Source organism: Streptomyces sp. NPDC088706 (assembly GCF_044752765.1).
Classification (GTDB): domain Bacteria; phylum Actinomycetota; class Actinomycetes; order Streptomycetales; family Streptomycetaceae; genus Streptomyces.
Window position 1 is genome coordinate 756,373 of sequence record NZ_JBIVLW010000001.1, and the last position, 19,493, is coordinate 775,865.

General features: G+C 72.5%; 13 protein-coding genes and 1 pseudogene. 5 read left to right on the plus strand and 9 right to left on the minus strand.

The window, feature by feature from the left end; all coding sequences use genetic code 11:
- Positions 1–60 precede the first annotated feature (60 nt).
- The 4 genes from ACIQAK_RS03520 to hrcA form a co-directional block, all read right to left on the minus strand.
- Positions 61–807, minus strand: a complete 747-nt coding sequence (locus ACIQAK_RS03520; protein WP_366387979.1) for a 16S rRNA (uracil(1498)-N(3))-methyltransferase — start codon at positions 805–807, stop codon at positions 61–63.
- Complete coding sequence (locus ACIQAK_RS03525; protein ID WP_366387978.1) at positions 804–1,877, minus strand: nitronate monooxygenase; 1,074 nt, start codon at positions 1,875–1,877, stop codon at positions 804–806. Before ACIQAK_RS03525 ends, ACIQAK_RS03520 begins: the two co-directional genes overlap by 4 nt.
- 132 nt (positions 1,878–2,009) lie before the next feature.
- Complete coding sequence (dnaJ, locus tag ACIQAK_RS03530) at positions 2,010–3,149, minus strand: molecular chaperone DnaJ (protein ID WP_366387977.1); 1,140 nt, start codon at positions 3,147–3,149, stop codon at positions 2,010–2,012.
- Complete coding sequence (gene hrcA, locus ACIQAK_RS03535) at positions 3,150–4,166, minus strand: heat-inducible transcriptional repressor HrcA (protein ID WP_030563440.1); 1,017 nt, start codon at positions 4,164–4,166, stop codon at positions 3,150–3,152.
- 165 nt (positions 4,167–4,331) lie between these two features.
- Here hrcA and ACIQAK_RS03540 point away from each other — a divergent pair, with 165 nt between their 5' ends.
- From ACIQAK_RS03540 to ACIQAK_RS03550, 3 genes and pseudogenes are all read left to right on the plus strand, one after another.
- Positions 4,332–5,063: an MBL fold metallo-hydrolase gene (locus ACIQAK_RS03540; RefSeq protein ID WP_366387976.1), complete on the plus strand. Its 732-nt coding sequence runs from the start codon at positions 4,332–4,334 to the stop codon at positions 5,061–5,063.
- A 280-nt stretch (positions 5,064–5,343) separates the two neighbouring features.
- The gene (locus ACIQAK_RS03545; RefSeq protein ID WP_366387975.1) at positions 5,344–6,162 is read left to right on the plus strand and encodes a DUF3097 domain-containing protein; all 819 of its coding nucleotides are present in this window, start codon (positions 5,344–5,346) and stop codon (positions 6,160–6,162) included.
- Between the two features lie 135 nt (positions 6,163–6,297).
- Positions 6,298–9,170 (plus strand): annotated as a pseudogene (locus tag ACIQAK_RS03550) (hypothetical protein).
- Between the two features lie 15 nt (positions 9,171–9,185).
- Here the strand turns inward: ACIQAK_RS03550 and hemW are convergent.
- The 4 genes from hemW to lepA form a co-directional block, all read right to left on the minus strand.
- A complete protein-coding gene (gene hemW, locus ACIQAK_RS03555) occupies positions 9,186–10,427 on the minus strand; it encodes a radical SAM family heme chaperone HemW (protein WP_366387974.1) in 1,242 nt (413 codons plus the stop codon).
- A 22-nt stretch (positions 10,428–10,449) separates the two neighbouring features.
- Positions 10,450–12,813, minus strand: a complete 2,364-nt coding sequence (locus tag ACIQAK_RS03560; protein WP_366387973.1) for a SpoIIE family protein phosphatase — start codon at positions 12,811–12,813, stop codon at positions 10,450–10,452.
- A 490-nt stretch (positions 12,814–13,303) separates the two neighbouring features.
- Positions 13,304–15,193 carry an AMP-binding protein gene (locus ACIQAK_RS03565; protein WP_366387972.1) on the minus strand — a complete coding sequence of 630 codons (1,890 nt, stop codon included), beginning with the start codon at positions 15,191–15,193 and terminating at the stop codon, positions 13,304–13,306.
- Between the two features lie 275 nt (positions 15,194–15,468).
- Entirely contained in the window at positions 15,469–17,343 is a 1,875-nt protein-coding gene (gene lepA, locus ACIQAK_RS03570; RefSeq protein ID WP_366387971.1) for a translation elongation factor 4, read from the minus strand.
- A gap of 228 nt (positions 17,344–17,571) precedes the next feature.
- Here lepA and rpsT point away from each other — a divergent pair, with 228 nt between their 5' ends.
- Complete coding sequence (gene rpsT, locus ACIQAK_RS03575; protein WP_018961227.1) at positions 17,572–17,838, plus strand: 30S ribosomal protein S20; 267 nt, start codon at positions 17,572–17,574, stop codon at positions 17,836–17,838.
- A gap of 289 nt (positions 17,839–18,127) precedes the next feature.
- Here the strand turns inward: rpsT and holA are convergent, their stop codons facing one another.
- On the minus strand, positions 18,128–19,114 hold the full coding sequence (gene holA / locus ACIQAK_RS03580) for a DNA polymerase III subunit delta (RefSeq protein WP_366387970.1): 987 nt from the start codon (positions 19,112–19,114) through the stop codon (positions 18,128–18,130).
- Between the two features lie 92 nt (positions 19,115–19,206).
- On the opposite strand from holA, the gene ACIQAK_RS03585 reads away from it, so the two are divergent.
- Positions 19,207–19,452 (plus strand): hypothetical protein, encoded by a 246-nt coding sequence (locus ACIQAK_RS03585; RefSeq protein WP_366387969.1) that lies wholly within the window; start codon positions 19,207–19,209, stop codon positions 19,450–19,452.
- Positions 19,453–19,493 lie beyond the last annotated feature (41 nt).

Genomic DNA, 19,493 nt, shown 5'->3' on the forward strand with positions numbered 1-19,493 from the left:
GACCTCACTCTACGTAACGTCACTGACAGCGGGCCCGGGGAGCCCCCTCGTCCGGCCCGTTCAGCCCCAGCGCCCCGTGCGTCCGAGCAGCAGCGCGGTCGCGGCCGTCCCCGCGGTGGAGGTGCGCAGCACGCTGCGGCCGAGCCGGTAGGGGCGGGCGCCCGCGTCGGCGAAGGCGGTCAGTTCCTGCGGGGAGACGCCGCCCTCGGGGCCGACGACGAGCACGATCGTGCCCTCGGCGGGGAGTTCGGCGGTGGCGAGGGGGGTGCTGTCGTGGTCGCGGTCCTCGTGCAGCACCCCGGCGAAGTCGGCCCCGGCCAGCAGGGCGGCGACCTGTCCGGTCGTCATGGCCTCGGTCACCTCGGGGAAGCGCACCCGGCGGGACTGCTTGCCCGCCTCCCGGGCCGTACTGCGCCATTTCGCCAGGGACTTGGCCCCCCGCTCGCCCTTCCACCGGGTGATGCAGCGGGCGGCCTGCCACGGCACGATCGCGTCGACGCCGGTCTCGGTCATGGTCTCCACGGCCAGTTCGCCGCGGTCGCCCTTGGGGAGCGCCTGGACGACGGTGATCCGGGGTGCGGGTTCCGGCTCCTCCCGGACGGCCGCGCGAAGGGTGACCGTGAGGCGGTCCTTGCCCTCGGCGGCGCGCACGGTGCCGTCCGCCCAGTGGCCGAGGCCGTCGGTGAGGACGAGTTCCTCGCCCGGCTGGAGCCGCTTCACGGAGACGGCGTGCCGCCCCTCGGGTCCGTCCAACACGAACTCCGGTCCGGTGGGCATCCGTTCGACGACGAAGACCGGTGCGGTCACCGGGGGCTCCTCATGCTCAGGGCCGACCTGGCGGCCTCCAGTTCGGCGGCGAGCAGCTCGACCAGCTCGCCGACGGGGAGTTCGCGGGCCATCCGGTGGCCCTGACCGGCCCACAGGGCCATGCCCTGGGCGTCCCCGGCCTTGGCGGCGGCCTGGCGCAGCCCGGTGGTCAGGTAGTGGACCTGGGGGTAGGCGGCGGGGGCGTACGGGCCGTGCTCGCGGACGAACCGGTTGACCAGGCCGCGTGCGGGACGTCCGGAGAACGCGCGGGTCAGCTCGGTCCGGACGAAGAGCGGGTTGGTCAGGGCCTGCTTGTGCAGCAGGTGGGCCCCGGATTCGGGGCAGACCAGGAAGGCGGTGCCGAGCTGGGCGGCGTCGGCGCCGGCCGCGAGGACGGCGGCGATCTGCGAGCCGCGCATCAGGCCGCCGGTGGCGATGATGGGGATCTGCACGGTCTCGCGGACCTGGGTGACGAGGGTGAGCAGCCCGGTGCCGGTGTGGTCGGCCTGCGGGTCGTCGCGGTGGGTGGACTGGTGGCCGCCGGCCTCGACGCCCTGGACGCAGACGGCGTCGGCGCCCGCCCACTGGGCGGCCTGGGCCTCCTCGGCGGAGGTCACGGTCACGACGGTGTGCGTCCCCGCCTTGGCGAAGGCGTCGAGCGTGTCGCGGGTGGGGCAGCCGAAGGTGAAGGAGACCACCGGGACCGGGTCCTCCAGCAGGATGGCGACCTTCGCCTCGTACCCGTCGTCGCCGCTGCTGTCGGGGTCGCCGAGCGGGGTCTCGTACCAGGCGGCCTCCCCGGCCAGCTGGTGGCGGTAGACCTCGACGGCGCTGGGGTCGGCGAGCGCGGGCTGCGGCATGAAGAGGTTGACGCCGAAGGGCCCGCCGGTGAGCCGGCGCAGCTGTTTGATCTCGTTGTACATGCCGTCCGCCGTCTTGTACCCGGCGGCCAGGAACCCGAGCCCGCCCGCCTCGGCGACGGCGGCGGCGAGCTGGGGTCCGGAAGCGCCGCCCGCCATGGGGGCCTGCACGACCGGATACCGGCAGAGATCGGTCAACGCGGAGGACATGACCGCATCGTGCCACGTCCGCCGCACAGGGCCGAATCAGCCAGCCTTCGGCGTGACCGGATCTCCCGCAGAACGCCGCACCGCCCACCGGCGGAGAACCGATGGGCGGTGCGGTGAAAGGCGGAAAAGGCTTCAGCGGCCGTTGAAGGCGTCCTTCAGCCGGGAGAAGAGCCCCTGTTGGCCTGGCTGGAACTGGCCCAAGGGTCGCTCCTCGCCGCGCAGCTTGGAGAGCTCCCGCAGCAGCCGCTCCTGCTCCGCGTCGAGCTTGGAGGGGGTCATCACCTCGACGTGCACGATCAGGTCGCCCCGGCCGCCGCCCCGCAGGTGGGTGATGCCCCGCCCGTGCAGCGGTACGGACTGGCCGGACTGGGTGCCGGGCCGGATGTCGATCTCCTCGACGCCGTCCAGCGTCTCCAGCGGACACTTGGTGCCGAGGGCGGCGGCCGTCATCGGGATGGTGACCGTGCAGTGCAGGTCGTCGCCGCGCCGCTGGAAGACCGCGTGCGGCAGCTCGTGGATCTCGACGTACAGGTCGCCGGGCGGGCCGCCGCCCGGGCCGACCTCGCCCTCACCGGCGAGCTGGATGCGGGTGCCGTTGTCGACGCCCGCGGGGATCTTGACGGTGAGCGTGCGGCGCGAGCGGATGCGGCCGTCACCGGCGCACTCCGGGCACGGCGTCGGCACGACCGTACCGAAGCCCTGGCACTGCGGGCAGGGCCGCGAGGTCATGACCTGGCCCAGGAAGGACCGGGTGACCTGCGAAACCTCGCCGCGGCCGCGGCACATGTCACAGGTCTGGGCGGAGGTGCCTGGGGCCGCGCCCTCGCCGCTGCAGGTGTTGCAGACGACCGCCGTGTCGACCTGGATGTCCTTGGTGGTGCCGAAGGCCGCCTCGGAGAGGTCGATCTCCAGCCGGATCATGGCGTCCTGGCCGCGACGGGTGCGCGAGCGGGGCCCGCGCTGCGAGGCCGTTCCGAAGAACGCGTCCATGATGTCGGAGAAGTTGCCGAAGCCGCCGGCTCCGAAACCGCCCGCGCCACCGCCACCGCCGCCCGCGGAGAGCGGGTCGCCGCCGAGGTCGTAGACCTGCTTCTTCTGCGGGTCCGAGAGCACCTCGTAAGCGGCGTTGATCTCCTTGAACCGCTCCTGGGTCTTCGGGTCCGGGTTGACATCCGGGTGCAGCTCGCGTGCGAGCCGACGGAATGCCTTCTTGATCTCGTCCTGAGACGCGTCGCGGCGCACGCCGAGTACGGCGTAGTAGTCCGTGGCCACTTACGACTCCGCCAGGATCTGTCCGACGTAACGTGCCACTGCGCGTACCGCTCCCATCGTTCCGGGGTAGTCCATGCGGGTCGGTCCGACCACGCCGAGTTTGGCGACTGCCTCGTCGCCCGAACCGTAGCCGACCGCGACGACGGACGTGGACGTGAGGCCCTCGTGGGCGTTCTCGTGCCCGATCCGCACGGTCATGGCTGAGTCCGTGGCCTCACCGAGCAGCTTCAGCAGGACGACCTGCTCCTCCAGTGCTTCCAGCACCGGCCGGATCATCACAGGGAAGTCGTGCCCGAAGCGGGTGAGGTTGGAGGTGCCGCCGATCATCAGCCGCTCCTCCGTCTCCTCGACCAGGGTTTCGAGGAGGGTGGAAAGGACCGTGGAGACCGTTCCGCGGTCCTCGCTGTCGAAGGATTCCGGCAGCTCCCGCACCAGCCGCGGGACATCCGCGAAGCGGCGTCCGACGACCCGGCTGTTGAGCCGGGCCCGCAGATCCGCGAGGGATGCCTCGCCGAAGGGCGCGGGGCAGTCGATCATACGCTGTTCGACCCGGCCGGTGTCCGTGATCAGGACCAGCATCAGCCGGGCGGGGGCCAGCGACAGCAGCTCCACGTGCCGCACCGTCGAGCGGGTCAGCGAGGGGTACTGCACGACCGCGACCTGCCGGGTCAGCTGCGCGAGCAGCCGTACGGTCCGGCCGACCACGTCGTCGAGGTCGACCGCGCCGTCGAGGAAGTTCTGGATGGCCCGGCGCTCGGGCGAGGAGAGCGGCTTGACGCCGGCGAGCTTGTCGACGAAGAGGCGGTACCCCTTGTCGGTGGGGATGCGGCCCGCGCTCGTGTGCGGCTGCGCGATGAAGCCCTCGTCCTCCAGCACCGCCATGTCGTTGCGGACGGTGGCCGGGGAGACACCCAGCTGGTGCCGTTCGGTGAGCGCCTTGGAGCCGACGGGCTCCTCGGTGCCGACATAGTCCTGGACGATGGCGCGCAGCACCTCGAGCCTGCGTTCGCTGAGCATGGCGCACACCTCCAGCTGTTGTTTCCCGGTGCCTGTCTGGCACTCGCTGCGTACGAGTGCCAACCTTCGATGCCGTCAGTGTACGGGGGTGGGGTGGGGCAGGGGCAAGGGCGACCGGCCACGCCGCCGACGGCCCGCGCGGGTGGTTGCCGATAGCGTCGTGCCATGGACGTCTCTTGGGAAGACTTCGGCTGGGAGCGGTTGGGCCACGGTATCGGGCGGCGGCGCCTGCCGGGCTGGGACGCCACGGCGGCGCTGGTCGCCGGGGCCGACGGCGTGCTGCTGTTCGACACCGGCTCGACCCTGCGCGAGGGCGTCGAGCTGCGCAGGCAGGCCGAGGCGCTGCTCGGCCGGAGGGTGACGCATATCGCACTGAGCCACCCCCACTTCGACCATGTGCTGGGGACGGCGGCGTTCGCCGGCGCCCAGGTGTACGGGGCGGTGGGCGTCACCGCCCTGCTGCGGCGCTCGGCGGACGAGCTGACCGGGTCGGCCGTGCGCCACGGGCTCGCGGAGGAGGACGCGCACCGGGCGGTGGACGCGCTGGTGGTGCCGCACCACGAGGTGACCGGCGAGTGGACGCTCGACCTGGGCGGCGGCCGTCAGGTGCTGTTGGCCAACGTGGGGCCGGGCCACAGCGGCCATGACCTCGCGGTGCTGGTTCCGGGTACGGACGGCGAGGGTGCGGTGGTGCTCTGCGGCGACCTGGTGGAGGAGTCGGGCGAGCCGCAGGCGGGCGGGGACGCGATCCCCTCGCGCTGGCCCGCCGCCCTGGACCGGCTCCTCGATCTGGGCGGCGAGGGCGCGGTGTACGTACCGGGGCACGGGGCGGTGGTGGACGCGGCGTTCGTCCGGGCGCAGCGGGCGTCGCTGGCGGAGCGGTTCGACGCGGTGTGAATGGGTGGGGTGGGCGTGGGCGTGGGCGGGGTCGAGCTGGGGGTGAGCGGCGGGGTGCGCCGGAGGGTGAGCGGTGGGACGGGCCGGAGGTGAGCGGTGGGGTGCGCCGGAGGGTGAGTGGCGGGGTGCGCCGAGGGTGAGCGGTGGGACGGGCCGGAGGTGAGCGGTGGGGTGCGCCGAGGGTGAGCGGTGGGACGGGCCGGAGGTGAACGGTGGGGTGCGCCGGAGGTGAGCGGTGGGGTGCGCCGAGGGAGCGCGTGCGGCGAATTATCGTCGTGCCATGCGCAGCTACCAGCCGGACCTGACCCCGCCGTGGAAGAGGTCCGCCCCCGTGCCCGAGGTCCCCGCCGAACCCGACCTGGTCGTGGAGGAGGTCGCCACCGGTTTCTGCGGGGCGGTGATCCGCTGCGAGAGGACGGCCCTGAGGCCCACGGTGACCCTGGAGGACCGCTTCGGCAAGCACCGGGTCTTCCCGATGGAGCCGCGCGCCTTCCTGCTGGAGGGCAAGGTGGTCACACTGGTCCGCCCGGGGCCCGGGGGGCCGGTGCGCCCCACCCGTACGGCCTCCGGTTCGGTGGCGGTGCCCGGCGCGCGGGCGCGGGTGGCGCGGGCGGGGCGGATCTACGTGGAGGGCCGGCACGACGCGGAACTGGTCGAGCGGGTGTGGGGCGACGACCTGCGCATCGAGGGCGTGGTCGTGGAGTACCTGGAGGGGATCGACGATCTTCCGGCCGTCGTGGGCGAGTTCGCGCCGGGGCCGGACGCCCGGCTCGGGGTGCTGGTGGACCACCTGGTGCCCGGCTCCAAGGAGTCCCGGATCGCCGCGCAGGTCTCGGACCCGCACGTGCTGGTGGTGGGCCACCCGTACATCGACGTGTGGGAGGCGGTGAAGCCGTCCTCGGTGGGGATCGACGCCTGGCCGGTGGTGCCCCGTGGGCAGGACTGGAAGACGGGGGTGTGCCGGGCGCTGGGCTGGCCGGAGAACACCGGGGCGGCCTGGCAGCACATCCTGTCCAAGGTCCGCAGCTACAGGGACCTTGAGCCTCAACTCCTGGGCCGGGTGGAGGAATTGATCGACTTCGTCACCCTTACGGAGTGATGTCCCGCCGCTCGTCGCGGGCCCGTGGAAGAGGATCTCGTACCGATCCCTGGGAATGCTGCGCCCCACACGCACCATCGGTTAGGGAGGGTGGGGAGAGCGGGCTCACCCGTTCACGGGGGAGGGGCGCGGGCGATGGGGCAAGGGGACTGGCGGGGCGGGGCGGGGAGCGAGGCGGCCCTGGCCGTCTTCCGTCTGACGCAGCAGCTGATCGACGGGTACCGGAAGAACCGGCCGGTGATGCCGCTGGTGGTGATCAAGGCCGAGGACGCCGGGGCCGGGCACGAGACCGACCGGCAGGTCGAGGCGATCGTGAAGCTGGTCCACCGGGCCAACGAGCGCCGCGGGGTGCCGGTGCAGCGGCTGCGAGGCGGCGGGTCCACCCCCTACGAGGCGGCGCTCGACATGGTGCGCACGCTGGCCGAGAGGCCGTGGGAACCGCCCGGGACCGCGCAGTACAAACCGCCGGCCTTTCCCCGCTCGCGCCTGCTCGGAGCGATCGAGCAGGCGACCGCGACCGTGGTCGGACAGTCCGACGGGAATCCCCGGGAGATCAGCGAGGAACTGATCCTGGAGCAGCTGCGCCGGCTGCGCCGGCGGGCCGACCGGCCGCGCCGGGGCACCTGGGGGGCGTCCCTGCGGAGTTCGGTGCGGCCCGAGACCTTCGTCGGGGCGCTCTTCATCGCCCTGCTCAGCGTGCTGCTCGGCGAGATCGACTGGTTCCTGACGGTCCTGGTGGCGTCCCTCGCGCTGATGGGTCTCGCCGTGGTGGGCGTGGCGAGCCGGTCCGCGCCGCCGCTGCTGTGGCTGCGCCGGGCCAGCCGGTGGTTCGCCACCACCCCCTCGCTGGCCGCGTCCAGCACCGGCTATCCCTCGGACGGCTGGTCCCGCCTCTCGCCGAGAGGGTCGTGGGACGTGATCCGGGTGCGGGCGGCGGCGGTGGCGAAGCGGGTGGCGCACGCGGGGGCGGGCGACGGGCACGCGCGCCAGTTCCATCTGGAGCTGCGGGTACAGGCGCTGCTGGAGGACCTGCGGGACAACTACCGTCCCCGCGCGGCGGACTGGCGGCGCTCCAAGCGGACCCGTCCGCCGGTGGTGCTCCTGAGCCGGGCCACCCAGGACAACGGCGGCATCCTGCTGATCAACGCGATCAACAACGTACGGTCGCGGCGCAGCGAGGTCGATCCGCTGCTGCTGCTCGCCGCGCTGCCGGCCGCCGAGGTCGTGCGGCACACCCCGCCGCCCCCTCCGCGGCCGGTATCGGGCCGGACGGCCGCTCCCTCGGGGGCCCTGGAGAGTTACGACCGCTGGGTCGAGGAGCTGAGCCTGGGGCAGTCGCCGGTGGCCGCGGCGATGCTGGCGTGGGTGCTCCAACTGCCGCTGGCCACCGAGGAGCTGTCCCGTCCGCCCGCCCAGGACCGGCTCGCCACCTACCGGGTGCCGCGGACCTGGGCGTGGTGGGTGATGTCGAGACCGGCCGTCGGGCTGCTCGTCGTGGGCAGTCTGCTGGGGGCGTTCCTGTGGGCCGGGCACTGGCGCGACACCTACTGCCACGGCCCGCTGACCGACCGCAGCACCGACGCGATCTGGGCCGGGCCTGAAGGGGAGCGGGAGTGTGTCGGCGTGGCGACCGCGCCCGAGGTGCGCTTCGCGCGGGGCAACGGCCTGGAGCTGCTCGGGGGCGGGAAGGGCATCACGTTCGACCGGATCGAGCGGGCGATCCGCGCGGAGAACGCGGACATCGAGCCGGGCGACGCGTACGTCACCGTCGTCTACGCCGGTCCGCTGACCGCGACGGGCAAGGACCCCGAGGCGACCCGCAAGGGCCTGGAGGAGCTGACCGGCGTCTATCTCCAGCAGCAGGCGGTGAACAAGACCGTGCGGCGGTCGGTCAAGCTGCGGGTGCTCACCGCCGACACCGGCCAGGACATGCTGCGCCAACTCACCGCCGTGCGCAAGATCATCGAAGTGGCCCGGCGGGACCCGACGGTGGTGGGCGTGGTCGGCCTCGGCCGCAACACCGACGAGAGCGACGACGCGGTGGCGCTGCTCCGCTCGGCCGGGCTGGCACTGGTGGACACCACGAACTCCAGCAGCGACCTGCCCCGCCGGTTCCCCAACTACTTCGGTCTGGGGCGACGGACGAGGAGCAGACGTACGCGCTCGGGCTGGTGGCCCGGCAGATCGCGGGGAAGCTGGACCGCCCGTACGCGATCGTGCTCTCGCGCGAGGACCGCAACGGGGACCTGGACCGGTACACCGCCGAGCAGCGGGACGCGGGCCGGGAGATGCTGCGGACATCGGGCTTCGCCCTGGGCCGCGACGTGGAGTACGACCTGGCGGGGGGCGCCAGTTTGAACGCCCCGCTCACCACCATCTGCCAGGCGGAGCGGGTCCCGGACGCGCTGTACTTCGCCGGGCGCGTCGAGGACGTACGGGCCCTGATGCGGGGCTTGTCGGAGACCACCGGGTGCTGGGACCGGGCGCTGACGGTGTTCACGGGGGACGATCTGACGAAGGACAGCTTCAGCGACAGCGCCTCCATCGCGACGAACGTCACGCTCTACCACAGCGCGCTCGCCCCGTTGGACCGGGGGAAGAATCCCGGTTTCTACGGGGACGCGCACCGCACCCTGCGGGCGCTGGCCCCCGAGAAGGAGGCCACGACCCTGGCCTCGGGGCGGCCGGCGTACGAGGACGAGCTGTTCGCCAGCGGGCAGACGGTCATCGCCTACAGCGCGACGGCGGCCCTGTACGACGCCGCCGCACGCGGTGACGCCCGGCGGAGCGCCGCCGAGACCTGGGCGACGCTGCACACGGTGGAGCTGAACAACATGCCCACCGGGACAATCGCGTTCAGCCGGGCGAGGTCCTCGGTCTCCGACCATGTGCACGGTCTGAACATCGTCAAGGTGGTCCGCCCCGGGCCGAGCGCCGAGCGGACCCTCGTCTGCGGCAAGCCCGCCGGGGTCGCGCCCCCGTTGACGGCGAAGGACTGCCGGCCTTGAGGTCGTCCGTACGGGTCAGTCGACCAGGTCCCGCACGACGGCGTCGGCCAGGAGCCGCCCGCGCAGGGTGAGGACCGCGCGGCCCTCCTCGTACGGCTCCGGCTCCAGCAGCCCGTCGGTCAGGGCGCGGCGGGAGGCGGCGAGGCCGTCGGGTTTGAGCAGGTCGAGCGGGCAGCCCTCGCGGAGCCGGAGCTCCAGCAGGATGCGCTCGACCCGGCGGTCCTCCTGGCCGAGGATCTCGCGGCCGGCGCCGGGCGAGCGGCCCTCGGCGAGCGCCTGGGCGTACGCGCCGGGGTGCTTCACGTTCCACCAGCGGACCCCGCCGACGTGGCTGTGGGCTCCGGGGCCCGCGCCCCACCAGTCGGCGCCGCGCCAGTACAGCTCGTTGTGCAGGCAGCGGCCGGCCTCGGTGGTGGCCCAGTTGGAGACCTCGTACCAGTCGAAGCCCGCGGCGGCGAAGGCCTCGTCCGCGATCAGGTAGCGGTCGGCGTGCGCGTCGTCGTCGGTCATCGGGATCTCGCCGCGCCGGATGCGGCGGGCGAGCTGGGTGCCCTCCTCGACGATCAGCGCGTACGCGGAGACGTGGTCGGGGCCCGCGCCGATGGCCGCGTCCAGGGTGGCCCGCCAGTCGTCGTCGGACTCGCCGGGGGTGCCGTAGATCAGGTCGAGGTTGACGTGGTCGAAGCCCGCCGCGCGCGCCTCGGCGACGCACGCTTCGGGGCGGCCGGGGGTGTGCGTGCGGTCCAGGATCTTCAGGACGTGCTGCTTGGCGCTCTGCATGCCGAAGGAGACCCGGTTGAAGCCGCCCTCGCGCAGGGCTTCGAGGTAGGCCGGGTCGACGGACTCCGGGTTCGCCTCGGTGGTGATCTCCGCGTCCTCCGCGAGCCCGAACTCCTCCCGGATCGCCGCCAGCATCCGCACGAGATCGGCGGCGGGCAGCAGCGTGGGCGTGCCGCCGCCGACGAAGACCGTACGGACCGGGCGGGGGTCGTCGCCGAGGACCTTGCGGGCCTGGCGGACCTCCTCGATCAGGTGGGCGGCGTAGTTGTCGCGGGAGGCCAGCGCGCCGCCGGAGCCGCGCAGCTCGGTGGCGGTGTAGGTGTTGAAGTCGCAGTAGCCGCAGCGGGTGGCGCAGTACGGGACGTGCAGGTAGAAGCCGAGCGGGCGGTCGGCTGCGCCTTCCAGGGCGTGGCGGGGCAGCGCCCCGTCGTCGGGCACGGGCTCACCATCGGGCAGTACGGAAGGCATACCGACCATTGTCGCTCGCCGCGGGAACGTTTCAGTCCGCGTGCCGGTCCGCTCGGTCCGCGTGCTGGTCCGCGTGGAGCACCAGCAGGGCCACGTCGTCGTCCGGCGGCTGCTCGGCGAACTCGTGGACCGCTCGCCGGATCCGCTCGGCCGTCGCGTCGGCGGGCAGCCCGGCGCACCCGGCCAGCACCCGGGCCAGCCCGTCCCCGTCGTCGAACATCAGCGGCCCCGACCGCCGCTCGGTCACCCCGTCCGTGACGCAGAGCAGGGTGTCACCGGGCGCGAGATCGAAGACCTGGCTCTCGTACGCCACGTCCTCGACGACCCCCAGCAGCACCTGCGGCTCGGCCGCCGGGCGTACGGAGCCGTCGGGGCGCAGCAGCAGGGGCAGCGGGTGGCCCGCGCTGGCCACCGTGCAGCGGACACCGCCGCCGGGGAGTGGCACGACCTCCCCGTACAGCAGGGAGAGGAAGCGGGACTGGGAGCCGTCGTGGAGCTGCTGGCCCCCGGCGGCGGCGACCATCAGGGCGGCGGCCTCGGCGGCCTCCATGGCGTCGTCGAGGAGGAGCCGGTTGAGCCGGTCCAGGACCTCGCCGACGCCGAAGCCCTCCCGGGAGAGCAGCCGCAGCCAGGGGCGGGCGAGGCCGGTGACGACGGCGGCCTCGGGGCCGCTGCCCTGGACATCGCCGAGGACGAAGCACCAGCGGTCGCCGGGGCAGGAGAAGATGTCGTAGAAGTCACCGCCGACCACGCCGTCGTCGCTCGGTTCGTATACGAGAGCGCTGGTGACACCGGGGATCTCCGCGACCTTGCTGGGCAGCAGGCCGCGCTGGAGGATCCGGCTGATGGTGGCCTGCCGGGTGTAGGCGCGGGCGGCGCCGACGGCGAGGCCGAGGCGGCGTACGAAGTCCTCGATGAGCGAGGCGACGGCCTCGGGCACCTGGGCGGCGCCCTCCCGGCCGACGAGCACGGTCCCGAGCGCCCGGCCGCCCGCGGTGATCCGGAAGGCGAGCGCGGCGCCGTCCCGGCCGCCGGGGTGCGGGGAGCGGCTGCCCTCCCGGCCGCCGGGGTGCGGGGAGCGGCTGCCCTCCCGGGCCTCTTCGGCGTGCTGGGCGTCCCCGGCGGCCCGGTCGGGATGCGCGGGCCAGGGCACGGGGACGGACACGGGGCCGGAGCCGACACCGGCCGGGAGGCGGAGGGGCTCCCGCTCCAGGGCGGTGCGCAGGGGCTCCGTACCGGTCTCGTCGCTGTGCCAGACCCGGGCCAGCCGGGGTTCGGCCCCCGGTCCCCCGCCCTCGGCCTCCAGCCAGATCGCGCACCAGTCGGCGAGGCGGGGCACCAGCAGCTGGCCCGCTATGGCGGCCACCAGGTCCTCGTCGAGCTGCCCGGCGAGCAGGTCGGACGCCTCGGCGAGGAAGGCCGGGGTTCCCCGGCTGTCCCAGACCGCGTCGTCGCGTTCGGTGCGCCGGGCGGCGGGGGCGAGGATCTCGGCGGCGCGCAGACCGCGCCGGAGGGAGTCCCGGTCGGGTGGGGCGGGCGGACCGCACCAGTCGTCGACGGGGAGGCGGGCCCAGACGGTCTTGAGGCCGGTGCGGTAGGTGATGCCCCAGGACTCGGCGAGGGTGGCGACGAGCTGGAGGCCCCGGCCGTACTCGGCTGGGTCGGGGAGGTCGGCGAGCGCGGGTGCCTCGGCAGCCGTACCGGCGGGGACCAGCGCGGCCGTAACGGCGGGGACCTGCGCAGCCGTAACGGCGGGCGGTTCGGTGTCCGTACCGGCGGGGACCTGCGCGGCCGTAACGGCGGGGACCTGCCCGGCCGTAACGGCGGGCGGCTCGGTGTCCGTACCGGCGGGGACCTGCGCAGCCGTAACGGCGGGGACCTGCCCGGCCGTAACGGCGGGCGGCTCGGTGTCCGTACCGGCGGGGACCTGCGCGGCCGTAACGGCGGGCGGTTCGGTGTCCGTACCGGCGGGCGGTTCGGTGTCCGTACGGCGCGCATGCCCGGTCGCCCCGGGCTCGTCGCTGCTCACCGGGCGGGCCGGGTGGTGGTCGGTGACCTCCAGGACGAGGGCGGCCGAAGGCTCGTCGCCGCCTTCCTCCTCCAGCCGGAGCACCAGGTCGACCGTGGTCCCGGCGTGCACCACGGCGTTGGTGACCAGCTCGTTGGTGACGGTCACGGCGTCGTCGGCGAGCCGGTCGCTGAAGCCCACGGCGGCGGGAACCCCGAGCCCGGTCCACTCCGCGAGCGCCGCCCGCACGAACCGGCGGGCGGCGGACGGGGCGAGCGGTATTCCGGGCAGGCTGGTGCGGCTGGCCAGGCGCGGGCCGTGCGCGGTTCCGGCACGGCTGGTGCCGGGACGCTGCACGCTGTCCCGCTGCAAGGGGATGGGCGCCACGGTGCGGCTCCTACGGGGGGCTCCTACGGGTCCGACGACTCCGACAGAGTGACAGACCGGCCGCATCCATAAGCACCGAGTTACTGAAGTGGGCAGAAAATCGAACCGGGTGTTCCGCGGCATCGGCGCCGCGTCCGTAGCCGCGCCCGTCGAGCGCTCGTAGGAGGCCTCAATGCCGAGCCCGATACGGATGGGCCGCCGCACGTGGGTGACCGTGTGGACGGTGCTGTGCGCGGCCGGCCTCGCAAAGGGCACTGGGCACCTGCGCTACGGGCTCACCGGCGGCTCCCCGCGACCGGGGGCATCAGCGCACCCGATCGCCTGGTGCCGGGAGCCGGCGTGCTCGGTCACGACAGGACACGCACGGCGGACGGGGCGGCCGGACACCTGGATGTCCGACCGCCCCGCTGCGCCATTGCGAGGCCGAGCCCCCGGAAGGCGGCCGTGGCGTCCGGGAGCCGGCCCCCGGACGCGGTTGGCGCGAGAAGCGCTAGGCCTCGCGTGAGCCCGCGTACATCTCGTCGATCAGCCCCTGGTACTCCCGCTCGACGACCGGCCGCTTCAGCTTCAGGCTCGGGGTCAGCTCGCCGTGCTCGACGTCCAGGTCGCGCGGCAGGAGGCGGAACTTCTTGATGGTCTGCCAGCGCTGGAGCCCCTCGTTGAGGCGCTGTACGTACCCGTCGATGAGCTCGACGGTCTGCGGGGCGGCCACCACCTCCGCGTACTCCTTGCCCGCCAGGCCGTTCTCGGCGGCCCAGCCCAGGATGGTGGGGCCGTCGAGGGCGATGAGCGCGGTGCAGAAGTTACGGTCCGCGCCGTGCACCAGGATGTTGGAGACGAACGGGCAGACCGCCTTGAACTGGCCCTCGACCTCGGCCGGGGCGACGTACTTGCCACCCGACGTCTTGATCAGGTCCTTCTTGCGGTCGGTGATGCGCAGGTAGCCGTCGGCCGACAGTTCGCCGATGTCACCGGTGTGGAACCAGCCGTCCGACTCCAGGACCTCTTCGGTCTTGTCGGGCAGCTTGTGGTAGCCCTCCATGATGCCGGGGCCGCGCATCAGGATCTCGCCGTCGTCCGCGATGCGCACCTCGGTGCCGGGGAGCGGCTTGCCGACGGTGCCGGTGCGGTAGGCCTCGCCCGGGTTGACGAAGGAGGCGGCGCTGGTCTCGGTGAGGCCGTAGCCCTCCAGGATGTGCACGCCGGCGCCGGCGAAGAAGTAGCCGATGTCGGGGGCGAGGGCGGCGGAACCGGAGACGCAGGCGCGCAGCCGGCCGCCGAAGGCGTCGCGGATCTTGGAGAAGACGAGCGCGTCGGCGACCTTGTGCTTCGCGCCGAGCGCGAAGGGCACGGAGGCCTTGCCGGTGCGGCGGAAGTTGTCCTGGGAGACCTTGGCGTACTCGCGGGCCACCTCGGCCGCCCACTGGAAGATCTTGTACTTGGCGCCGCCGCCCGCGCGGGCCTTGGAGGCGACCCCGTTGTAGACCTTCTCGAAGATCCGGGGGACGGCGGCCATGTAGGTCGGCTGGACGACCGGCAGGTTCTCGATGATCTTGTCGATGCGGCCGTCGATCGCGGTGACGTGGCCCACCTCGATCTGGCCGGAGGTGAGGACCTTGCCGAAGACGTGGGCGAGCGGCAGCCAGAGGTACTGCACGTCCTCGGCGGTGATCAGGCCGGTCGCCACGGTGGCCTTGGCCATGTACGACCAGTTGTCGTGCGGCAGCCGTACGCCCTTCGGGCGGCCGGTGGTGCCGGAGGTGTAGATGAGGGTGGCGAGCTGGTCGGCCGTGATGGCGGAGACCCGCCCGGTGACCGCGTCCGGGGTCTTGGCGAGGAGCTCGTCGCCCCGGGCCTCCAGGTCGGCGAGGGTGATGATCCAGCCCTCGGGGTCGCCCTCGGCGGGCTCGACACCGGTCGGGTCGATGACGACGACGTGGGCGAGGTCGGGCAGTTCGGTGCGGCGCTCGCGGGCCTTGGCCAGCTGCTCGGCGTCCTCCGCGATGAGGATGCGGCTCTCGGAGTCGGCCAGGATGAACGCGGACTCCTCGGCGTTCGTGGACGGGTAGACCGTGGTGGTCGCGGCGCCCGCGCACATCACGCCGAGGTCGATGAGGATCCACTCCACCCGGGTGGCGGAGGAGAGCGCGACCCGCTCCTCCGGCCGCACTCCGAGGGCGATCAGCCCGGCGGCGATCGCGTAGACCCGCTTGGCGGCCTGGCCCCAGCTCAGCGACTTCCAGTCGTCGGGACCCTCTCCCGAGGCGGACGGGACCGGATAGCGGTACGCCTCCCCGTCCGGGGTCGCCGCCACGCGGTCGATGAAGAGGGCCGCCACGGAGGGCGGCCGGTTATCGATCAAGGTCTGTGTGTCGCTCACGACGTCCTCCGGGCCTGCGGCATTGCTACGACCGGCTTCTTTGATACTGCGACTGCTGGTGATGCTGCTGTCTGCTGCGCAACCTGCTCGTTCGGCTTGTTTAACTGGCGAGTAACCAACGATGCGTGATCAGAGTAGAGCGCACTCGTCCGCCACGTAAGAGGCAACGGGCCGCCGCTTTCATAACGAAAGGGCCCCCGTCACCGCACGGTACTGCGGTGTGGGGGCCCTTCGGGCCGTCGGCCGGCCGGGGGCCGGTCAGGGTCGGGCCGGGGCTACTTCTTGCCCTTGCTCTCCCCGGCGGACTCGTCGGTCGACAGCACCGAGATGAAGGCGTCCTGCGGGACCTCCACGTTGCCGACCATCTTCATCCGCTTCTTGCCCTCCTTCTGCTTCTCCAGCAGCTTCCGCTTACGGGAGATGTCACCGCCGTAGCACTTGGCGAGGACGTCCTTGCGGATGGCGCGGACCGTCTCCCGGGCGATGACCCGGGCGCCGATCGCCGCCTGGATCGGCACCTCGAAGTTCTGCCGCGGGATGAGCTTCTGCAGCTTGGCGACGAGCCGGACGCCGTACGCGTACGCCTTGTCCTTGTGGGTGACCGCGGAGAACGCGTCCACCTTGTCGCCGTGGAGCAGGATGTCGACCTTGACGAGGTGGGCCGACTGCTCGCCGGTGGGCTCGTAGTCGAGGGAGGCGTAGCCGCGGGTCTTGGACTTCAGCTGGTCGAAGAAGTCGAAGACGATCTCGGCGAGCGGCAGCGTGTAGCGGATCTCGACCCGGTCCTCGGAGAGGTAGTCCATGCCGAGCAGGGTGCCGCGCCGGTTCTGGCAGAGCTCCATGATCGCGCCGATGAACTCGCTCGGGGCCAGCACCGTGGCGCGGACGACCGGCTCGTGCACCTTGTCGATCTTGCCCTCGGGGAACTCGCTCGGGTTGGTGACGATGTGCTCGGTGCCGTCCTCCATCTCGACCCGGTAGACCACGTTGGGGGCGGTCGCGATCAGGTCGAGGCCGAACTCGCGCTCCAGCCGCTCGCGAACCACGTCCAGGTGGAGCAGGCCGAGGAAGCCGACCCGGAAGCCGAAGCCGAGCGCGGCGGAGGTCTCCGGCTCGTAGACCAGGGCGGCGTCGTTGAGCTGGAGCTTGTCCAGTGCCTCACGCAGGTCCGGGTAGTCCGAGCCGTCCAGCGGGTAGAGCCCCGAGAACACCATCGGCTTCGGGTCCTTGTAGCCGCCCAGCGCCTCGGTCGCCCCCTTGTTCAGGGAGGTGATCGTGTCACCGACCTTGGACTGCCGGACGTCCTTCACGCCGGTGATGATGTAGCCGACCTCACCCACACCGATGCCGTCGGCCGGGGTCATCTCCGGGGAGGATACCCCGATCTCCAGCAGTTCGTGGGTGGCGCCGGTCGACATCATCTTGATGCGCTCGCGCTTGTTGAGCTGTCCGTCGACGACACGGACGTAGGTGACGACACCGCGGTACGGGTCGTAGACCGAGTCGAAGATCATCGCGCGTGCGGCGGCGTCCGCGACGCCGACCGGGGCCGGCACGTCCCGCACGACCCGGTCGAGCAGCGCGTCCACGCCGACACCGGTCTTGGCGGAGACCTTGAGCACGTCCTCGGGCTGGCAGCCGATGAGATTGGCCAGCTCCTCGGAGAACTTCTCCGGCTGGGCTGCGGGCAGGTCGATCTTGTTGAGCACCGGGACGATGGTGAGGTCGTTCTCCATCGCCAGATAGAGGTTGGCCAGCGTCTGGGCCTCGATCCCCTGCGCGGCGTCGACCAGCAGGACCGTGCCCTCGCAGGCCGCGAGCGAACGGGACACCTCGTAGGTGAAGTCCACGTGGCCCGGGGTGTCGATCATGTTGAGGATGTGGGTGGTGCCCGTGTCCTCGCCCGTGTTGGGCGCCCAGGGCAGCCGGACCGCCTGGGACTTGATGGTGATGCCGCGCTCGCGCTCGATGTCCATCCGGTCGAGGTACTGAGCACGCATCTGCCGCTGGTCGACCACTCCGGTCAGCTGAAGCATCCGGTCGGCAAGGGTCGACTTGCCGTGGTCGATGTGCGCGATGATGCAGAAATTGCGGATCAGCGCCGGGTCGGTACGGCTCGGCTCGGGCACGTTGGAAGGAGTCGCGGGCACGCAGGGTCCTGATTCTTGAGACGCCGAACGCCGTGTCTCGGGTCGATGTCGGGTCGGTCGGATCGTCGGTCGGATCGATACGTAGGCTCCATCGTCCCACGCCTGCGGGACAGCGACCGGTTTGGGCCGGTCGGAGGGTGACTGCTACCGTGGACAGCTGTGCCTCGTGGCTCTCACGAGCGGCGCGGCTCACCTGGAAGATCCAACGAACCTGAAAAGGCTCTATTCGTGGCGAACATCAAGTCCCAGATCAAGCGGAACAAGACCAACGAGAAGGCGCGCCTGCGCAACAAGGCCGTCAAGTCGTCGCTCAAGACCGCGATCCGCAAGGCCCGCGAGGCCGCCGTTGCCGGTGACGTCGAGAAGGCCACCACGGCCGTCCGCGACGCCTCCCGTCAGCTGGACAAGGCTGTCTCGAAGGGTGTCATCCACAAGAACGCCGCCGCCAACAAGAAGTCGGCGCTGGCGTCCAAGGTTGCCGCCCTGCAGGCCTGAGCTTCTTCCCGAAGCTCACTGATGTGACCGCCGGAACGGACTCGACGGGCCCTCTCTCCCGCCCCTGACCGGCACCCCGCGCCGCACACCGAACCTGCGTTCGCCACGCGGGTGCGGCGCACCAAGAGTGCGACCCGGAAGTCCCGGGCCCCGATCTCCCCAGACCGGCGCCCGGGGCTTCCGCGCGTCCGCCCCAGCCCGTCCGGGGGCACCTCCAGTCCGTCCGGCGTGTGAGGACGGGCCCGGAGACGACAGGGCCCCGCCCGACGGCACCCCCGGGGGGGAACGGCTACCGCCCCGTCCGCGCCGCCCGCGCGACAGCGACGACGGCCTTCTCCAGGGCGTACTCAGGGTCGTCCCCCCCACCCTTCACCCCCGCGTCCGCCGCAGCCACGGCCCGCAGGGCCAAGGCGACGCCATCCGGCGTCCACCCCCGCATCTGCTGCCGCACCCGGTCGATCTTCCACGGCGGCATCCCCAGCTCCCGCGCCAGATCGGCCGGCCGGCCGCCCCGCGCGGAGGACAGCTTCCCGATCGCCCGCACCCCCTGTGCCAACGCACTGGTGATCAGCACGGGCGCGACCCCGGTCGACAACGACCACCGCAGCGCCTCCAGCGCCTCCGCCGCCCGCCCCTCGACCGCCCGGTCGGCCACGGTGAACGACGACGCCTCCGCACGCCCGGTGTAATAGCGCCCGACGACCGCCTCGTCGATCGTCCCCTCCACGTCCGCGATCAGCTGCGACACCGCACTGGCCAGCTCCCGCAGATCGCTGCCGATGGAGTCGACCAACGCCTGGCACGCCTCCGACGTCGCGGACCGCCCGTGCGTCCGGAACTCCGACCGTACGAAGGAGAGCCGCTCGGCCGGCTTGGTGGTCTTCGGGCAGGCCACCTCCCGCGCCCCGGCTTTGCGCGCCGCGTCCAGGAGCGCCTTGCCCTTGGCCCCGCCCGCGTGCAGCAGGACGAGCGTGATCTCCTCGACCGGCGCCCCGAGATACGCCTTGACATCCTTGACCGTGTCGGCCGCGAGGTCCTGCGCGTTGCGCACGATCACGACCTTGCGCTCGGCGAAGAGCGAGGGGCTGGTGAGCTCGGCGAGCGTGCCGGGCTGCAACTGGTCGGACGCCAGATCACGGACATCCGTATCGGCGTCGGCAGCGCGGGCCGCCGCCACCACCTGCTGCACCGCACGGTCCAGGAGGAGGTCCTCCTGGCCCACGGCGAGGGTGAGGGGGGCGAGCGGATCGTCGGTGGAATTCTTCCTGGTGGCCATCGCGATCCAGCATCCCATGGCCCACTGACACCCCGGCCGGTCCGGCGCCCCCGGGGTGCGGGGCACACGTGCCCGTACCGGAGAATGACCGGGTGAGCGATGTGAGACATGTACTGGTGCTGCCGGACCGCGACTCCGCGGAGGAGGTCGCCGGGGAGCTGGCGGACCGCTTCGGAGTCGCCGAGGAACCCCAGCTCGTACGGGACGCCCTGGCCGGTGAGGACGACGCCGAGGACGCCCAGTGGCTGGTGGTCGTGGAGGACCCGGCCGGACGTATGGACCCGGCCGCGCTCGACGAGTTCGCCGCGGAGTACGAGGGGTGGCTGGAGAAGCCGTAGCGCCTGAGGCCCGGACAGGGCCTGAGGCCCGGACAGGGCCT